Origin of the sequence: Spirosoma flavum, assembly GCF_042686045.1 — a bacterium.
Taxonomy (GTDB): Bacteria; Bacteroidota; Bacteroidia; order Cytophagales; family Spirosomataceae; genus Spirosoma; species Spirosoma flavum.
This window is the reverse complement of record NZ_JBHUOM010000004.1, coordinates 48,964-65,189: the sequence shown is the minus strand read 5'-3', so window position 1 is coordinate 65,189 and position 16,226 is coordinate 48,964. Positions and strand designations below refer to the sequence as shown.

At 45.6% G+C, this 16,226-nt stretch carries 13 protein-coding genes; 4 read left to right on the top strand and 9 right to left on the bottom strand.

The annotated features are described in order from the left end of the window. Positions 1–18: 18 nt before the first annotated feature. Positions 19–189: an NrtR DNA-binding winged helix domain-containing protein gene (locus ACFS25_RS12950; RefSeq protein ID WP_381501227.1), complete on the top strand. Its 171-nt coding sequence runs from the start codon at positions 19–21 to the stop codon at positions 187–189. Positions 190–248: 59 nt separating this feature from the next. On the opposite strand, the gene ACFS25_RS12945 is transcribed toward ACFS25_RS12950, so the two are convergent. Continuing rightward, positions 249–602 carry a T9SS C-terminal target domain-containing protein gene (locus ACFS25_RS12945; protein ID WP_381501191.1) on the bottom strand — a complete coding sequence of 118 codons (354 nt, stop codon included), beginning with the start codon at positions 600–602 and terminating at the stop codon, positions 249–251. 384 nt (positions 603–986) lie between these two features. Here ACFS25_RS12945 and ACFS25_RS12940 point away from each other — a divergent pair, with 384 nt between their 5' ends. Together ACFS25_RS12940 and ACFS25_RS12935 are read left to right on the top strand one after the other, a co-directional pair. Then, positions 987–2,099 carry a sensor histidine kinase gene (locus ACFS25_RS12940; RefSeq protein ID WP_381501188.1) on the top strand — a complete coding sequence of 371 codons (1,113 nt, stop codon included), beginning with the start codon at positions 987–989 and terminating at the stop codon, positions 2,097–2,099. Further along, positions 2,096–2,854, top strand: a complete 759-nt coding sequence (locus ACFS25_RS12935; RefSeq protein WP_381501185.1) for a LytR/AlgR family response regulator transcription factor — start codon at positions 2,096–2,098, stop codon at positions 2,852–2,854. The genes ACFS25_RS12940 and ACFS25_RS12935 overlap by 4 nt, the downstream gene beginning before the upstream one ends. 217 nt (positions 2,855–3,071) lie before the next feature. Here ACFS25_RS12935 and ACFS25_RS12930 read toward each other — a convergent pair whose 3' ends face one another. Genes ACFS25_RS12930 through ACFS25_RS12920 form a run of 3 tightly spaced genes read right to left on the bottom strand, consistent with a single transcriptional unit; the run spans position 3,072 to position 4,127 of the window. Beyond that, positions 3,072–3,233: a hypothetical protein gene (locus tag ACFS25_RS12930; protein WP_381501183.1), complete on the bottom strand. Its 162-nt coding sequence runs from the start codon at positions 3,231–3,233 to the stop codon at positions 3,072–3,074. A gap of 36 nt (positions 3,234–3,269) precedes the next feature. Then, positions 3,270–3,752, bottom strand: a complete 483-nt coding sequence (locus ACFS25_RS12925) for a helix-turn-helix transcriptional regulator (protein WP_381501179.1) — start codon at positions 3,750–3,752, stop codon at positions 3,270–3,272. Between the two features lie 60 nt (positions 3,753–3,812). Then, positions 3,813–4,127 (bottom strand): chromate resistance protein ChrB domain-containing protein, encoded by a 315-nt coding sequence (locus tag ACFS25_RS12920; RefSeq protein ID WP_381501176.1) that lies wholly within the window; start codon positions 4,125–4,127, stop codon positions 3,813–3,815. Between the two features lie 894 nt (positions 4,128–5,021). Between ACFS25_RS12920 and ACFS25_RS12915 the strand changes: the two genes are divergently transcribed. Then, the gene (locus tag ACFS25_RS12915) at positions 5,022–8,759 is read left to right on the top strand and encodes a sensor histidine kinase (protein WP_381501173.1); all 3,738 of its coding nucleotides are present in this window, start codon (positions 5,022–5,024) and stop codon (positions 8,757–8,759) included. Positions 8,760–8,978: 219 nt separating this feature from the next. Here ACFS25_RS12915 and ACFS25_RS12910 read toward each other — a convergent pair whose 3' ends face one another. From ACFS25_RS12910 to ACFS25_RS12890, 5 genes are all read right to left on the bottom strand, one after another. Beyond that, complete coding sequence (locus tag ACFS25_RS12910; RefSeq protein WP_381501170.1) at positions 8,979–9,815, bottom strand: DUF4198 domain-containing protein; 837 nt, start codon at positions 9,813–9,815, stop codon at positions 8,979–8,981. 1,001 nt (positions 9,816–10,816) lie between these two features. Further along, positions 10,817–13,351, bottom strand: a complete 2,535-nt coding sequence (locus tag ACFS25_RS12905) for a TonB-dependent receptor domain-containing protein (RefSeq protein WP_381501167.1) — start codon at positions 13,349–13,351, stop codon at positions 10,817–10,819. A 190-nt stretch (positions 13,352–13,541) separates the two neighbouring features. Next, a complete protein-coding gene (locus tag ACFS25_RS12900) occupies positions 13,542–14,000 on the bottom strand; it encodes a PepSY-like domain-containing protein (protein WP_381501162.1) in 459 nt (152 codons plus the stop codon). Positions 14,001–14,080: 80 nt separating this feature from the next. Then, positions 14,081–15,346 carry a sensor histidine kinase gene (locus tag ACFS25_RS12895; protein WP_381501160.1) on the bottom strand — a complete coding sequence of 422 codons (1,266 nt, stop codon included), beginning with the start codon at positions 15,344–15,346 and terminating at the stop codon, positions 14,081–14,083. Continuing rightward, complete coding sequence (locus tag ACFS25_RS12890) at positions 15,343–16,023, bottom strand: response regulator transcription factor (protein WP_381501158.1); 681 nt, start codon at positions 16,021–16,023, stop codon at positions 15,343–15,345. Before ACFS25_RS12890 ends, ACFS25_RS12895 begins: the two co-directional genes overlap by 4 nt. Between the last annotated feature and the right edge of the window lie 203 nt (positions 16,024–16,226).

Sequence of the window (16,226 nt, the reverse complement as noted above, 5' to 3'; positions counted from 1 at the left end):
GTTCATTCTCATTTTCTTCTGTTACCCGAAAAACTCACCCTGCCGAAAATTCACACGCTGTATGAGACTATTTTAGGTAAACAACTGGATCAGCGTAACTTTTCTAAAAAGCACGTGGCATTGGGGTTAATTAAAAAGCTGGACGAACAACGGGCTATCGGCCCTCATAGGTCTCCTTATCTGTATTAATTTGAGAAGGAGACCTACGAAGACGCATTGAAGCTGGGGATTGTACATACGTATTAAGATTACTGAACAATAAAGCTCTCGTTTGGATTAGCCTGCAACACAAACGTTTTGGTGAGAGTTTCGGCACCCGTTACGAGCGTTAACCGAAAGGTGCCGGTTCCTAAGTTTGAAATATCGAATTGCTGACTTAATCCTTTTTGAAGGGCTACATTCTGGTTGTAAATGGCCTGACCGCTGGCATCCAGAATTGCTAGTTGACCTTTGGTTTGCAGGGGTTGAACGAAGAGTTTGATTTTATGCTCGGGGGTCATAACCACATGAGTCTGAGCGGCTACGGTTTGAGGAGTTGTTGGATTGGCGAACGATGCAGCACTGGCTACCAGGCCCAGCATCAGAGTAAGTACTTTTTTCATGATTTGTCTATGTTGTTTGTTTGACTCGTTTGAGTGATACAAAGGTGCAGTAGGCAATATTATCCGGGAAATTGATGTTACCGAGCGCCCTGAAAAGCTGGACAACCGTGGTCTTTTGCGGGATGAATGAAGTTGGCTCGACGGGTGATCGTACTAATTTTAGAAAAAAGGGGAGGCCCTTGTGTTGGCAATCGGAAAGAACAATCTACTGTAGTCGGTAAATTCAGGATGATTAGCTGCTTTACCCAATGTAGTTTAAGCCCACTGGTTCACTCATCTCCTTAAACCATTCATTCAGTAGGTTAACCCCGTGGCTGGTCAACTTTCCTTTTTTGTCGACTTTAGTAGCTAGTATTTTTACGCGTTTTTAATTCCTGATTCATTATGGCTGAGCAGTTGACTTCCAATAAAAAATGGCAATTAGCTATTCGGCTCCTGCTGCTTTATTCGCCCCTTCTTTTCTACGTCAACGTATCGGAAACAACCTGGCAATCAAAAGCCATTATCCCGGTTGTACCTTTTTTCCTTGGCTACAGTGTGGTCGTTTTAGGTCTCTATTTTATCTGGATCAACGCTACCGACTGGATTCAGCGTCAGTTATTTGGTTGGTTTGGCGAAGACTTCCTGCACGAATTCAGCTGGAAAGCCATTCTTATTACCATACTGATATCGTTAGTGCTGGCCCTGCTGTTTACGTTAGCCTTTCGCGAAGTTTTGGGAATCAGCTTTCGCCTTATTTTTTATCTATGGCCCGCCCTTCAGCCCAAAAATCCCACCTTGCCGTTTCCACCGGAGGTGATGTCCTATGTGCAACGGGCCAATATTGGCTTTTCGGTAGCGATTATGCTGTCGGCGTTTGATTTGACGATCAATGCCCGTGCCTTTCAACAATTGAAGGATGTTCAGCTACGGGCTGAGCGCCTAGAAAAAGAAGCCGCACTGAGTCAGTTTGAAGCGTTAAAAAATCAACTCAGCCCCCACTTTCTGTTTAACAGTCTGAGTATTTTAACCTCTCTCATTCATGAGGACGTTGAATTGTCGGAACAGTTTATTAAGCAGCTGTCAAAAGCCTATCGCTACCTTTTGGAGCAACGTGACCAGAGTTTAGTCCCGCTGAAAACTGAACTCGACTTTATTCAGGCGTATACGTTTTTACTTCAAATACGCTTCGAAAATAAATTCGAGGTCTTTATTGACGTTCCCCAAACGGTGCAAAATCAGTACCGGATTGCTCCCTTGTCCCTGCAGCTGGTGGTTGAGAATGCCGTTAAGCACAATCGCATGTCGATTCATAAGCGGCTTCAGGTTCGTATCTATACGGATATGGAGGAGTTTTTGATCATCGAAAATCTTTTACAACTCCGCGAGCAGCCCGAACCCTCAACGGGCGTCGGTCTGGCAAATATCACCAACCGGTATAACCTCCTGACCGAGCGCCCGATCTGGTACGGTGAACAACACGGTTTATTTGTCGTAAAAATTCCGCTTATTATATGAATGTCGTAATCATCGAAGACGAAGCCCGTACCGCCCGTCAGTTGGAGCGGATGCTGAAAAAATACGATTCGGCCTTGACTGTCGTGGCGCAATTGCCCTCGGTTAAAGAAGCCGTAGCCTGGTTTAGCCAAAAGCCAATGCCTGACTTGGCCTTTATGGATATTCACTTGGAAGACGGACTCGCCTTTAGCATCTTCGAGCAAATGCGATTGACCCTTCCCGTTATTTTTACAACCGCCTACGAGGAGTACATGATCAAGGCCTTTAAAGTGAATAGCATTGATTACCTGCTCAAACCGGTTGACTATGACGAGTTGGTAAAGGCTCTGGAAAAGTTTAAAACTATTCGCCTGCAACCGGGTCTACCCGACCTAAATTCACTGTTGGCGTTGATACAAAAGCCCCGAGAGTCGGAGTTTAAAGAACGCTTCATGGTCAGTCTCGGCACTAAAATCCGGAGTGTGGAAGTCGGGGATATTGCTTATTTTTTTTCTGAAGAAAAAGCAACATTTATGGTCGCTAAAGAGGGTCTGTCGCTGCCCGTTGAGTATAGTCTCGACCAGGTAGGAGGTATGCTCAATCCCGCCCAATTTTTTCGGGTGAATCGCCAGTTTCTGGTGGCCAGACCTGCTATTCAGACCATCCATGCTTACTCGGCGGGTAAATTAAAACTAGACCTGCTACCCTCATCCCGGCATGAGGTGTTCGTTAGTTTGAGCCGAATCACTGAATTCAAAGACTGGCTGGGTCGGTAAGCCCTATTCGTTCATCGCTCATTTGGGGCCTCTGCGGTGATACTCCCGCGCCGGCGCATAGCGACATGGGATCAGCCAGCCACAATGATTGAACCCGTTTTTAGAGTGAGTCAACGAACTAGAAAACAATGCCAAACTGAAAGCCAATCGTTGCCGATGTGGGACGGTCGTTGCCGAAACGTATCGGAAGGGGCACGGCCACAAAATAATTGAGCGTTTAACCATGCCGGACAATTTTATTGAACACAGGCGTCAAGCCGTACTGACCCGATGTCTCAAAAGCCAGTCGTCCGGCAAACGTAAAATCATGCCCCAGATTGATCAGCACGCCGGGGTGAAACAGCACATTGGCCACGCGGCTAGTTCCTTTTTGGTACAAGGATACGCCGGTGATAAGCCTGGAAATAGAATGAATTTACCCTTTTGTATCTGCTTTACCTTTTACTCTTTTTTTTCGGTATTCAGAGGAATTTTGGCCAACCTGTTTTGTAAAAATGCGCGTAAAATGGCTCTGGTCTGAAAAGCCAGTTAGATAGGCGATTTTGGTTAGCGTATACGTGGTGTTTTGCAATAATTGCAGCACCTTCTCAATTCGCAGCTTACAAATGTATTCGCCAAACGAAAGATCATCAAAGTAGCGGGCAAAGGTGCGTGAAACATAAGCTGCATTCACGTCCAGACTTTCAGACAATTCGGTCAAACTGAGCGTCAAATTAGTATCGATCTGGTCTTGAATCAGCTCTTTTAAGCCATCGACCCAAGCAGGAGGCTTTCTACTGCCACTTGGTTTTAGGTAAGCATGCAACACCTGCAATAAAAGCCGTTCAGGCGGACTTTGGGTATGTTTGAGTGTCTGAAGATGTTTCGCCCAACTATAGAGCGCATCATACATGACCATGCCTTGCCTCAATAATTCTTGATCATCGGTGATATTAAACGCCAGGCCCGCCGAGATCGCCTACAAGCCCGCTGTTTGAGCCGCTACCGTATGATCGTCCGTATCCGCTCCACGAACTATAGGTGCGATGGTCTGCAACGCCGGATCCGTGAGCGCATGTTTTTGAAGAAAATAGTCGAATGTGCAAACGGTCCTCGAAATAGGTATATTCGACACCCGGCACATCAAACGGAATGGCGTCCACAACTTGTGCCTGGTGGAGTACCTGATCTTCCGGAACGAAAAAAATATGGCTTGTGGATCAATAAACTGTTTGATGAGCCAGGGACAGGCCAGCCGGTCGATTTTCGGGCGTTCTCGTGTAATCCAGTTCATGACCAGGGAAAGGCGTTATTTTTGGTAATTAGGCAGTAACAATGAATAGACCACCCTCTACTGGTTAAAGGTCCTCTTGTTTGCCCGTCTCCACGATATTGAAGTAGGGAAAATAATTTTCTGTAATCGCGATCAACTTTTTGGGGAAGCCGATAGATATTTCTCGCCGAGATCATTGGATGAGCTGTTTTAACAGGCAGAACCTGACCAGCCTTTATCGGAGAAGTTAGCCTCGATGGACATCTCGTTTTCCCAAAGCAATATTTATTACATTAAATGCTTTACCAGTAACTATAAATTTCTACCTTAGGAATTATCGTAACTTTAGATTCAATTCTCTATTCGAGAAACAAACTACTTGTAAGGTACATGACAGTACAACCGTACTTTACTTTTTAAGTATACGCAGTAGCTTGAAGGAGTCAATTCTTGATTTGATCGTGCTCGTAAAATCAAGTTGAACGAAATGCTATGCCGGATCGGAGACGGCCTCGCCGTGGCGAACCAACCCGGCCAAGGCTGATGCCAATTAAGAAAATAAAATGGCAACAAGTCAGGCTTTCTATTTTCTGATTGATAATTTTTTTCCGGATGGACAGTTGACCGTCTTGCATATACTTAAATGGCTGAGGAAGCCTGGCAATAAGTAGCCCAATCGCCAGCTGATTAGTTCGTAGGGGTTACTCTTTCGAACTGCCTAGACGTACATGTTGGTTAAAGAAAGTCTTTCCCAGCTACCTACTTATATAACGACGTTGAATACCTTCATCCTAGAAATGAAGGTAGCTAAATCAACTAATTAATGAGCAACTCTCCAATCAGGAAATCGATATCCATCGGGTGCTCACTAACACATGTTATTAGACTAAACGATTGATGACCCACCTACATTAAATGAAACGAACGCGCATGGCTGCTGTCATTTTCTTAAATATACTCAGTTCAGATTTTTACCTAGTTCAAGCACAAACTATCAACTTTACCCACATAACGACAAACCAGGGACTTTCACAAAGCCGTATCTCTGCCATTCTAAAAGATAAAAAAGGGTTTATGTGGTTTGGGAGTGAGGACGGGCTTAATAAATATGATGGGTATACATTCACAAAATACAAGCAGGATATTACCAATAAAAATAGTATTTCCAATAGCAACATAAAGGATATACTGGAAGACAAAGCGGGAAATTTTTGGGTCGGTACGGCGAACGGGCTGGATCGCTTCGACCGAGCGAAAAACAGGTTCATTCACTACCCAAATGGCCATGTTAATTACAGCATTAATGACATTTTCCAGGATAGTAAAAACAGAATATGGTTAGGGACGGATAATGGCTTGTTTTTATTCACCCCTAAAAATGGATCCTATATAGCCTACCGGGCGATTACAGAAAAACGACATAGCAGACTTAGCGCTTTTGTTAACCGGATTACAGAAGACGACCATGGCGCTTTATGGTTTGGCACCGAAGATGGTCTCTATCAATATGATAGTAATACCAACCAGGTTACCTCTTACCGTAAAGATCCGCTCACAAAAACCAGTATCCAGTCCGATTGGATTAAAGAGGTATACAAAGATCAGGCTGGAAATATTTGGATAGGAACGCATGGCGGTGGGCTGTCGGTATACGATCGAACCATTCAGTCGTTTCGTACCTTTCTCCATGATCCGCACAATCCCCTCAGTATTGCCCATAATGATATCCTGTCTATTAGGGAAGATAAAGAAAAAAACGTGTGGATTGGCACTGAAAACGGGGGAATAAGTATTTACAATACAACCGCTCGTACGTTCACTACTTACAAGAATAATCCAGACGACAACGCTTCTCTAAATAATAACTCTGTCTATTGTCTTTATAAGGATGACGCCCACAATATGTGGATTGGTACGTACGCGGGGGGTGTAAATTTTGTGCCCAAATTTGGGAATAAATTCGTCTCCTACCGTCAAATCGCGAATGATGCTAACAGTCTGAGTAATAGCATCGTCCTGTCTATTTCTGGTGAGCCCACAGACAATTTGGTATGGATTGGTACCGATGGCGGAGGGCTAAACTTGTTTAATCAGAAAACAAAAGAATTTAAGCAGTATAAGCATACTGATAAGACTAAAAATTCGCCTAGTAACGACCATATTATATCCGTAATCCGTGTAGCACCTGAGGTTTTAGGACTTGGCTATCATAACGGGGGGTTCGATTTATTCCATGTCAAAACGGGGGTATTCGATCATCACCTGCCAACCGAAAATGATCGCCAGAGTTTGTCCATCTCCGATGTAAATAATATGTTGAAAGATAAAGAGGGTAATCTCTGGATAGGAACCTGGAAGGGCGGTCTTAATTTTTACGATGTCAAGAAGAATACCTTCGTCCATTACCGCACCAACCCGAAAGACGAAGCCAGTATTAGTGACGATATAGTAACAACGGTATTCCAGGATGAGAAGGGCGCCATTTGGGTCGGTACGTATAAGGGGCTGAATCTGCTTGATCCTACGCGTAAAAAGTTCAGGCGGTTTCAGCATGACCCGCAAAATAAGCACAGTATTTCCAATGATAATGTCCAGTCTATTCAAAGCGCCGATAAGGGTAACTTATGGGTTGGCACCGTAGGGGGTGGCTTAAATTATTTTGATACCCATAAACAAACGTTTAAAGCCTACACCGAAAAAGATGGCTTAGCCAGCAACGTTGTTTGTGCCATCCAAAAAGACCATACCAACAGGTTGTGGCTGGGTACCAATAATGGTCTTTCCCTATTCGATCCTAAGACTGAGCGGTTTCGTAATTTTACCCTCTCCGATGGGTTGCAGGGAAGTGAGTTCCGGGATAATTCCAGCTTTCAGACGGCAGACGGCCAATTGTTTTTTGGGGGTGTAAATGGGTTTAGTACGTTTTATCCCGACAGCCTGAAGGATAACACCTTCATTCCGCCGGTCTACATCACTGACTTTCTTGTGTTTAATAAGCCGGTTTCCGTTGGAGATAAAGATCAATTACTTCAACAGCAAATTAGTGAAACCCAATTGATAACCCTTTCGGCTGAACAATCGGTATTTACATTTGAATTTTCGGCGCTTAATTATACCGTTCCAGAAAAAAATCAATATGCCTACAAACTGGATGGTTTTGATAAAGAATGGAATTACGTCGGCACAAAACGAACGGCAACTTATACCAACTTGGATGCTGGAACCTACGTTTTCAGGGTAAAGGCGGCCAATAATGATGGGATATGGAATATCAAAGGCACTACGTTGACCGTGGTTGTCAGGCCGCCGTTTTGGCTCACCTGGTGGTTCAAAAGCTTCATGGCCCTGCTGGTGTTGGGTAGCCTTTACACCCTGTATCGCCTGCGGGTAAAGCACATCGAAGCCCGACAGTTAATTTTGCGAAATCAAGTGCTGGCTCGCACCAGTGAGGTCCTGCAACAGAAACAGGAACTACAGGAGCAAGCGCTCTATGTGCAGTTACTACAGGCTAAAGTGGCGCAGCAGGCAGCCCAGCAGCAACTTCAGGAGAGCGAACAGCGGTTTCGGGAAATTGCCGACAATGTCGATGAGGTCTTCTGGATTCATTCCGCCCAACCCTTTCAATTACTGTATGTCAATCCCGCCTTTGAGCGGGTTTGGAACACCACATTTCAACAAGTACAGGAGGAGCCGTTTTCGTTTATGAAGAGCGTTATGCGCGAAGACCGACCCGCCGTTTTAGCCTTTGTCAAGCAGTATAAAGCCGGTATAGAAGGCCAATTATACTACCGAATACAATCGAAAGACGAGCCGATACGCTGGTTAATGATTCGCACCTTTATGGTCCACAGTGAAGATGGAATGATACTCCGCCATATAGGCATTGCCAATGACGTTACCAATCAGAAAGAAAAAGAATTCGTCCTTCAGCAAGCGCTCAAGCGGGAGCAGGAACTGAACCAACTCAAGTCACAATTTGTCTCTACGGCCTCGCACGAATTCCGTACCCCGTTGACTACGATTCAATCCAGTACTGATTTAATAAAGCTGTATCTGAATTCACCCGTGGTGGGAGCCCGTGTGGCTATTGATAAACATATAGGCGTTATCCAACGGCAAGTCGGTCATTTCAGTAGTCTGCTGACCGATATCTTAACGATCGGAAAAATTGAGGCCGGGAAAGTACAATTTACTCCCCAATGGACTGATCTTGTTTCGATTTGCGAAGAGGCTATAGCCACTCATTTTAGCCAGCGGAGCGACAACCGAAGCGTTCAACTTACGATAGATGGGGCTCCCTGCTCGGTTTATCTGGATGCTAAACTAATTAATCATGTGCTGATAAATTTGTTGTCAAATGCCTTTAAGTTTTCCACGAAGTCGCCGGGTCTGCACCTTACGTTTACTACTGAAAGTTGTATCCTACAAATTACCGACGAAGGGATAGGCATACCGGCGGGGGAGTTATCTAACTTATTCCAGCCCTTCTTTAGGGCTAGCAACACCAATGAAGCTCCCGGAACAGGCTTAGGGTTGGTGATTGCCCGACAATTTGTCGAACTCCATGATGGCCAACTCGATTTGGCTAGTGAGGAAAAAAAGGGGACAATCTGTACTGTCACGCTACCAATTAGCAAAAGCGTATGCCTTTAGGTTTTTGCCATACTATTAGTGCAAGGCGGGGGCTGACTTTCCTATTTTAACTCCCTTCGATCACTTACAAATGTGAGTTACCCCACTGCTAGGCGAGAGGTTGCTAAAAATGGTCCTTTTTGCGTCCAATAAATCCGTTCAGTTTAATCGTTCAGCGTTTTTGCCCTGGTCCATGCTTTTACTGAACAATTTGTACTCCTTTATCAAAAGGATGGTCACCTACCGACAACCAAAGGTTAAGCTGCCCCAATAGCTCTGCCAGTCGGCCTCTTTGGTATTGGTCGTCGGAACCATTTGTACCAGACTAACCATATTTTGACCAGCTCGCAGTTGGAAGCGAACGCGTCCCTGGGCATCGCTGCGCTGTTGTTCCTCGATCAGTCCTTTGGGCTTCACATCGGGAAGTTCTTTCCGGGTACTAATGGGTCGGGTCCAGTAACGAACTAACGCATTAGCTAGGGGTTTATGATCGAAAATGACGCTAAACTCAAGCCAGCCACCCGGCTTTATACTGTAAGGGTTTTGGACAGGTATAATTTCTAGCGGCATCCCAGTATCCAGCGAAAACGTCTTGTCAGTGACTATTACGGGACCAGCCTGAATTAACGTTTTTACGCATCGCTGATAAAATTCCCGACTTCGGGTTTGAGTTTCATGTCGCTCCTGACGCAAATCAACAATCTGATTTAAGCCGTCTTCCCGCAGATAAAGCAGGAAGCTATCGGCCCGCATGGATAAATACTTACTAGTATTGGCAAACCCCACCAGATGGGTACCGGGCTTATTAATCTTAAGCGGTACTACACCGTAATGGTCTTCGGTCAATGAAGGGGATAGATCTTCTTTTACACCTACTGCCCAATGGGCATATTGCACCAGCCGATTTTTTTTACCTTCTGATCGCTCTCCATTGAAGTGTTCACCCACCAAGACTTCGATTGGAATGACTTGTCCCATTTCAGCAAAAAAGACGCCAGGTTGAAGCCAAAACTCATGAGCTTGAGCTAGCAGAACAATAAGGATTAGGGGAAGTGTAATCGGATATATTCTCTTCATGCTACAAACATAGTGGTTAGAAACCGTTGTAGACGCTTAGTTGTACCAGCCATTGAGATTTCAGATAGTCGGTTTTTTTGAGTCCCGATTTGTCGTATAGACCCTATGTCTTGGAGTTGTAATAGGTGTTTTGTTATTTTCCACGAAATCCAGACCGATCACATTATGTTGGGAGACTTTCTTATAATCACGTATTTTACAGCAAATCATAACCTGAGTTGAGCACTATATCATACTCGTCAACCCATCCGGCAAGACGGTAAAACAAACTTACCTACCCTGAAGGTTAAGCAGGCCCACTATGTGTTTGTTACCTCTAATAAAAGCAGCTACAACATTGGCAAGGCTACCGATACAGTCACGTTACCGGCCGTTTTAGCCACATTTTATAAACTTGATTAAGATGCAGTTGGAAGATTCCGGGTCGTCACCGCTGATTGTCAAAAACGGGTCAGTCTTAAGTTTTTAACTAGCCAACAGTAGCGGTTTTCGAATCAGTAAGGGGCCAATTCAGTCTGTAATTTTATACCTGTTCCAATCCAGAATTGTAATGGGTCAATCAACGGGTCTATAATCAGCCGGCAATGGAACAAATTAACGTATATGTGTTAATTAAACGCCTGCCAGCCGGCCGAAGCCGCCAAAGAAATAGTAAAAACGTTATTTTCCTCATTGCAATAGCACCGGCCACTCGGCATCATCGGCTTCACCGTTCGATTGGTTTTATAATAATAACTCAGCAAAAAGCAGGAAGAAGCAGAGCTAGTTTGTGACACAACCTTTTCAGAAAATCGGTCTAGCTAAAAGGGTCTAAGACAAAACCGGATGTTTACGGCTTTTCCCTAAAGGCATTGAAATACAGCTATGCTTTTTGAAGTGGAAAAGAAGAAATGGCCTACGTTGTTTAGATTTCTCTAGAAGGAAAAAATCTTGAAAAGGAGAAAGAGAAAAAACCAGCCTTATCGGGCTGGTTTTTTGATCCGTTGAGGTTAGCGACCTAATTAGTTTTCTTCGTCACCACCTGCTGACTTACCTTTTTTCACTTTGGCTCCGTTCAGGTTGCCAATTTTATAGCTGAATGTGAGTCTAATACTGGAGTTATAGATATACTGCCGGAAATCCTGATTGAACTGGGCCGAGTTCAACACGGAGGTGAAGCCCATGCCGTTGGTGAGAAAATTCTCAGCGGCTAATCCCAGACTACCTCGTTTATTGGTGAATGATTTACGAGCGCCCAACGAGTATTGGGCAAATCCAATCCGATACCCTTGCAAGGCAATATCCTTACCTCTATAGCCAAGGTTGGCCTGAATGGCCCAACCCTTGTTGAATTGCACCTGTGTATCGAACCGACCGCCCCAGCGAACACCCGTGTTACTGAGTGGGATGGATAGCCCCGACACATCTAGTGACACCCCACTGATGTAGCGATACATAATATCAAGATTTGTGTTGACGCTCCAGCGGGGCGTAATGTTCACCGTGGCAAACAGGTTGGTGCCATAATTATATTCCTTCCCGATGTTTGACCGTCGACTTACCACCGCACCAATCAGCGTGTCGGAACGCTGGCTAATTGACTGAATATCATCCCTATTAAGTCGGGTGTAAAGCGTCAGATTCAGGTATGTTTTTTTGACGTAGGTACTATACCCAAACTCGATCCGGTCAGCTATTTCCGGTTTTAAATACGGATTACCAATAGAGACATTGTAGGGATTGGCCGCGTTGAAATTGGGGTTCAGATCCTGAACGTTCGGGCGCTGAATCCGGCGATTGTAGGCCAATTTAATCGTGGTTGTCTCATTAAGCTTCTTCGAGAGGTTAATACTGGGAACCAGTTTTCCGTAGTTCGGAATCGAAATGGGCCCCTGGTTTCCAGCTGATGCTTGTATACTCGTGTACTCATAGCGCATGCCCGCTTTGAGGGATATCTTACTGCGCGTCGTGAGGGTATATGACAGATAAGCCGCGCCAATGTTCTGATCATACAGCAGGGAGCCATCTGGGCGCTGACTGTCAACCACGTAATCAGAAGTAGGCCCCGCCAATAAGTATTGATACTGGCTGTTAACTCGCCGATAGGTTTCTTTAGCCCCAAATTCAAGCTGCTGGGTCTGACTGATGGGTGTCTGGTAATCCACTTGCAGAATGAACTCCTGACTGGTATTGAAATTCAGGTTCCGTTGCCGACTGGTCAGGATGTTCGTCGTATCCAGATTATTAGCGTCAAAGTTATTGGTCAAATGGTTCTGGCTGTACTGGGTGGAAAGGCTCAATTCCCGTTGAGGGCCGTCGCCCGTGCCCGGATAGGTATGCAGGTAATCGACGTTCATATCGACCGAATTTGACAAATCCTGGCTATTTACATCCCGTCTCGAGGGTGCTCTCACAATATTCCCATTCAATAAACTAGTGGCCAGATGCTGGTCCCGGCTTAAGTTGCGCACCCCAAATCGAAGACCAGCTGTCAGGGATTGATTTTTCGCGATATCATAGTCCAGTCCCAGCGCATATTGTCCAAACAGGCCTTTATCGAAGCCGTCCGAATGCTGACTCGTCCGTACAGGGGCAATGGATTCGCCCAGAAAGGTCGTCTGGTTCAAATCAGAAGCTGATTTATTGTAAACGCCCCGTCCATTACCATTCAAGTTTACCCCCAGTTTACCCTTTCGAAAACTACCATTCACACCCAGGGTTGAGGCCCGATTCCCGACACCGCCATCCACATCAAGGTGTAGTCCCTGCAAGGTGTTTTTCTTGGTGATGATGTTGATAATACCGCCCGAACCTTCGGCATCATATTTTGCCGAAGGGCTCGTGATAACCTCCACCGTTTTAATTAAATCAGCCGGAATCTGCCGCAGGGCATCGGCCAGGTTACCCGCCAGAATGGACGAGGGTTTATTATTGATCAACACCCGCACGTTGGAGCTGCCTTGTAAGGACACATTACCCGCCAAATCCACCGATAACATCGGTACTTTTTTAAGAATATCCGTCGCATCACCGCCCTTAGCCGCCAAATCGACATCGGCGTTATAAACCAGTCGATCAACCTTATCTTCCACCAAGGCTTTCGTTCCGGCTACGGTTACTTCATTAAGTGTGCGCGTGCTGGCACTGAGTCGAATTACGCCCATATCCTTGGTCTGGCCTTTAACAAGCACGACGTTGTTAATCGGTTTGGCGTTGTAGCCCAGAAAGGAAACCAGGATTTTGTAGGTACCGGGCGCTAATTTGGTGAGCGTAAATTTACCTTTGTCGTCGGCTACAGTGCCATCAACAAGTTTATCGGTAGCTATATTATAGACGGCGATGTTGGCATACTCAACCGCTTTGGTCAGCGTGGAGTCAACGACATAGCCCGAAATTTTTGCGTTGCCCTTTGGAGACGTTTCCCCAATGCCTATGGTAGTGGAAGGCGGTTGGTCGGACTGAGTAGGAGCCGGTTGCGCAGGAACTCCGGCGGGTGTTTGTGCCAATGAGATACCCGTAGTCAATAAAAAAAGAAATCCCGTAGTTTTAAGCCACATAACGTGAATTTGAAAAATTGAATGTTGCCCGATAGTACAAACGTGCTACTGGCCCTTGGTTAATAGAAAACAAACGTGCCTAATGCCTTTTATCATTGGGTGAATGACTATAATGGCTGGCTGAATACAAAGTCATAGCCCGCTTATTTTGCGCTGATAAGCAGGCCACGACTCTGGTCAATAACTTGATTTACTTAATAAATTGGCCTTTCTCGTCGAAAATCAGGTCTTTACCGCCGACTTCCGCTTCGTAGGTTTTCTTGCCTTTCGCATCGACGATTTCGCCGGCTTCCTTAATTTTTTTACCCGTATGGTATTTAGTCACATAGTCCCGAACGGATACCGGCAGCGCCGATACCATAATGGTGGTTTCCGTTTCGAGTACGTTGCCTTTGGCATCAATCACCAGCGACACCTCTTTCCCCTTGTGGGTCAGTCCCGCTTCATAATTCCCGTCTTCCTTTTCCCATTTCACCGCCTTCACACTCGGATATAACCGGGCTACGGTAGCTTTGGTGGCCGCTGGTACGTCAATACTGGACAGCATTATGGTCGTATTGATAGTAGCTAGGGTAGTGGCAAAAGCACTAGGTGCCGTATTGGTTAAAGCCACCAACGCCAGGGCACTCACGAACAAGGCATTTTTCATTGTAGTAAGGTGATTTAGTTTTTCGATTCAAAACTACCGGTAGATTCTAAAGGAATGTTGAAGTTTGGACCGACGTTGGCTTAGAAATCAATCTGAAATATGTGCCGACGCATGGAAGAAGCGTAGTTGTAGTTCACGGTCATTCCATACTGCTCAGCAATCTCTTTCACCAAGGCTAATCCCAAACCAGTAGATTGCGGGAGGGCCTGGTTGCGTACGAATCGTCCAAAAAGCTGCTCCTCTGGAAAAGGTAATGGGTCTCCTTCATTGGTAATAATAAAATTATTCATCCCCACCTGTACTAGAATAGACCGATTCGAATCGCCATGGCGAATTGCATTTTTAATCAGGTTCGAAAAAAATACCTCGGCTAATTGTCGGTTTAAAGGTCTGGATGACCCTTCTTTTATCAGTCGGTTAATCGTGATGCCTCTGTGGACTACATAATCCGAATAGTTATCCAAAAGCTGATTGACCAACTCACCAATATTAACCGCATCGTTGTGGGCAAATTGGTGATTATCAATCTTAGCTAATAACAGCAGGGATTGATTCATAGCAGACAGCCGCTTAATTTCCTGTTGCGACCGCTGAATACGAGTTAGATCTGTTTCGTCTAGCCGTTCCGACTGTTGCAAGAGATCTAATTCGACCGACAGCACACTCAAGGGCGTCTGCATCTCGTGCGAAGCGTTGTCAGTAAACTGCTTCTGTTGAGCATATTGATGACGGGTTCGGCGACTCATCGCATCGAGCGACTGGCTGAGCAACCTAAACTCAACGATATCACTAGCTGGAAAGTCAACCTCATCGGGGCCGTCGACCCGGTACTGTTGCAACTGATGAATGATGCCATAAAAAGGTTGCCAGATACGCCGGGTAACCAGTACGTCGGCCCCAACCAGCAGCATCACGACAACTAAAAAACAAATGATGACCCCCACCGACAAGGCATGGGCGATTTCGTCAAATTCCAGATACGATTGCTGAAGGGTAACGACATAATTTCGGCTGCCGATGGCACAGGTCGATCTGAGCATCCGGACGGGGGCCTGTTCTTTTTCCCGAGGGCTAAAGGCAACTGTATCGGTATAGATTGGGGCTGTTTGACGCGACGAGGTAGCCAGCGTAATCCGTATGTTTGGGTCCCAACCCGGAAGGTCAGCGGCATTGGGTGGGTGCTGACGAAGTTGCTCCTTAACCTGAAGGAGTTCCGTAAGCAGTAACTCGTCGATTTCATGTGAAATATCCCGATGAATATACTCATTGAGTAGAAAAACACCCCCCAGCGCGATAGGGAAAGCTGCCAGTAACAGATAGAGAGCCGTTTTATGAAGTAGTTTCATTCTTCTGCCGTAAATATATACCCGGCCCCATAGCGAGTGGTAATGTAATCCGGACTACCAGCCTCTAATAGTTTCCGGCGCAGATTTCGAACGTGGGTGTACAAAAAATCGTGGGAGTCGATACCGTCCATGTAATCACCCCAAACGTGTTCGACAATGACCGATTTTGATAAGAGTCGATTCTTGTTGGTTACCAGAAATAAGAGCAGTTCATATTCTTTAATCGTCAGTTCTGCGGGTTGATTACTAACCAGTACCTGTTTCCGGCTAGGCACGATGGTAATAGCGCCAAAAACGAGTTGTGTCTCGCCTTCATGCTGTCGCCGGCGCATCAATGACCGAATGCGGGCGTTTAATTCGGGCAGATGGAAGGGCTTGGTCAGGTAGTCATCAGCTCCTAACTCTAACCCCGTGAGCTTATCATCCAGGGAGTTTTTTGCCGACACGATGATGATACCGGCTTGCGAATGAGCCTCCTTCAATTCTTTAACAATCGACAGCCCGTTACCATCGGGCAGGGTAATGTCCACCACGATGCAATCGTAGTCGTAATCATGCACTTTCACGGAGGCTGTACGGAAATTGTTCGCCGTTGATACGTTGTACTTTTCATTTTCTAAATAGTGCCGCATGGCCACTAACAGCGATGGTTCGTCTTCAATCAGCAAAATTTTCATAGTCACGGCGTTAGCTTATTTCCCCAAAGTACCGTAGCAATACTGAATACATTTTGAAGTTGGTCACTATGCTTGCTTGACTGGCTTTCCCTGACCAACTACAGATTCTCTTTAGGTTTCCTCCATTATTTTACGCTGCCCGTCCAAACTTGTCTTGTGAGAAGTTACCGTATCTAACCCACTCTTATTATCCATACGCGTAC

Bases quoted from the DNA above. Each gene is read 5' to 3' on its own strand.
- ACFS25_RS12945 (WP_381501191.1), bottom strand. From the start codon at position 602: ATGAAAAAAGTACTTACTCTGATGCTGGGCCTGGTAGCCAGTGCTGCA.
- ACFS25_RS12940 (WP_381501188.1), top strand. From the start codon at position 987: ATGGCTGAGCAGTTGACTTCCAATAAAAAATGGCAATTAGCTATTCGG.
- ACFS25_RS12935 (WP_381501185.1), top strand. From the start codon at position 2,096: ATGAATGTCGTAATCATCGAAGACGAAGCCCGTACCGCCCGTCAGTTG.
- ACFS25_RS12925 (WP_381501179.1), bottom strand. From the start codon at position 3,752: ATGGTCATGTATGATGCGCTCTATAGTTGGGCGAAACATCTTCAGACA.
- ACFS25_RS12920 (WP_381501176.1), bottom strand. From the start codon at position 4,127: ATGAACTGGATTACACGAGAACGCCCGAAAATCGACCGGCTGGCCTGT.
- ACFS25_RS12915 (WP_381501173.1), top strand. From the start codon at position 5,022: ATGAAACGAACGCGCATGGCTGCTGTCATTTTCTTAAATATACTCAGT.
- ACFS25_RS12910 (WP_381501170.1), bottom strand. From the start codon at position 9,815: ATGAAGAGAATATATCCGATTACACTTCCCCTAATCCTTATTGTTCTG.
- ACFS25_RS12905 (WP_381501167.1), bottom strand. From the start codon at position 13,351: ATGTGGCTTAAAACTACGGGATTTCTTTTTTTATTGACTACGGGTATC.
- ACFS25_RS12900 (WP_381501162.1), bottom strand. From the start codon at position 14,000: ATGAAAAATGCCTTGTTCGTGAGTGCCCTGGCGTTGGTGGCTTTAACC.
- ACFS25_RS12895 (WP_381501160.1), bottom strand. From the start codon at position 15,346: ATGAAACTACTTCATAAAACGGCTCTCTATCTGTTACTGGCAGCTTTC.
- ACFS25_RS12890 (WP_381501158.1), bottom strand. From the start codon at position 16,023: ATGAAAATTTTGCTGATTGAAGACGAACCATCGCTGTTAGTGGCCATG.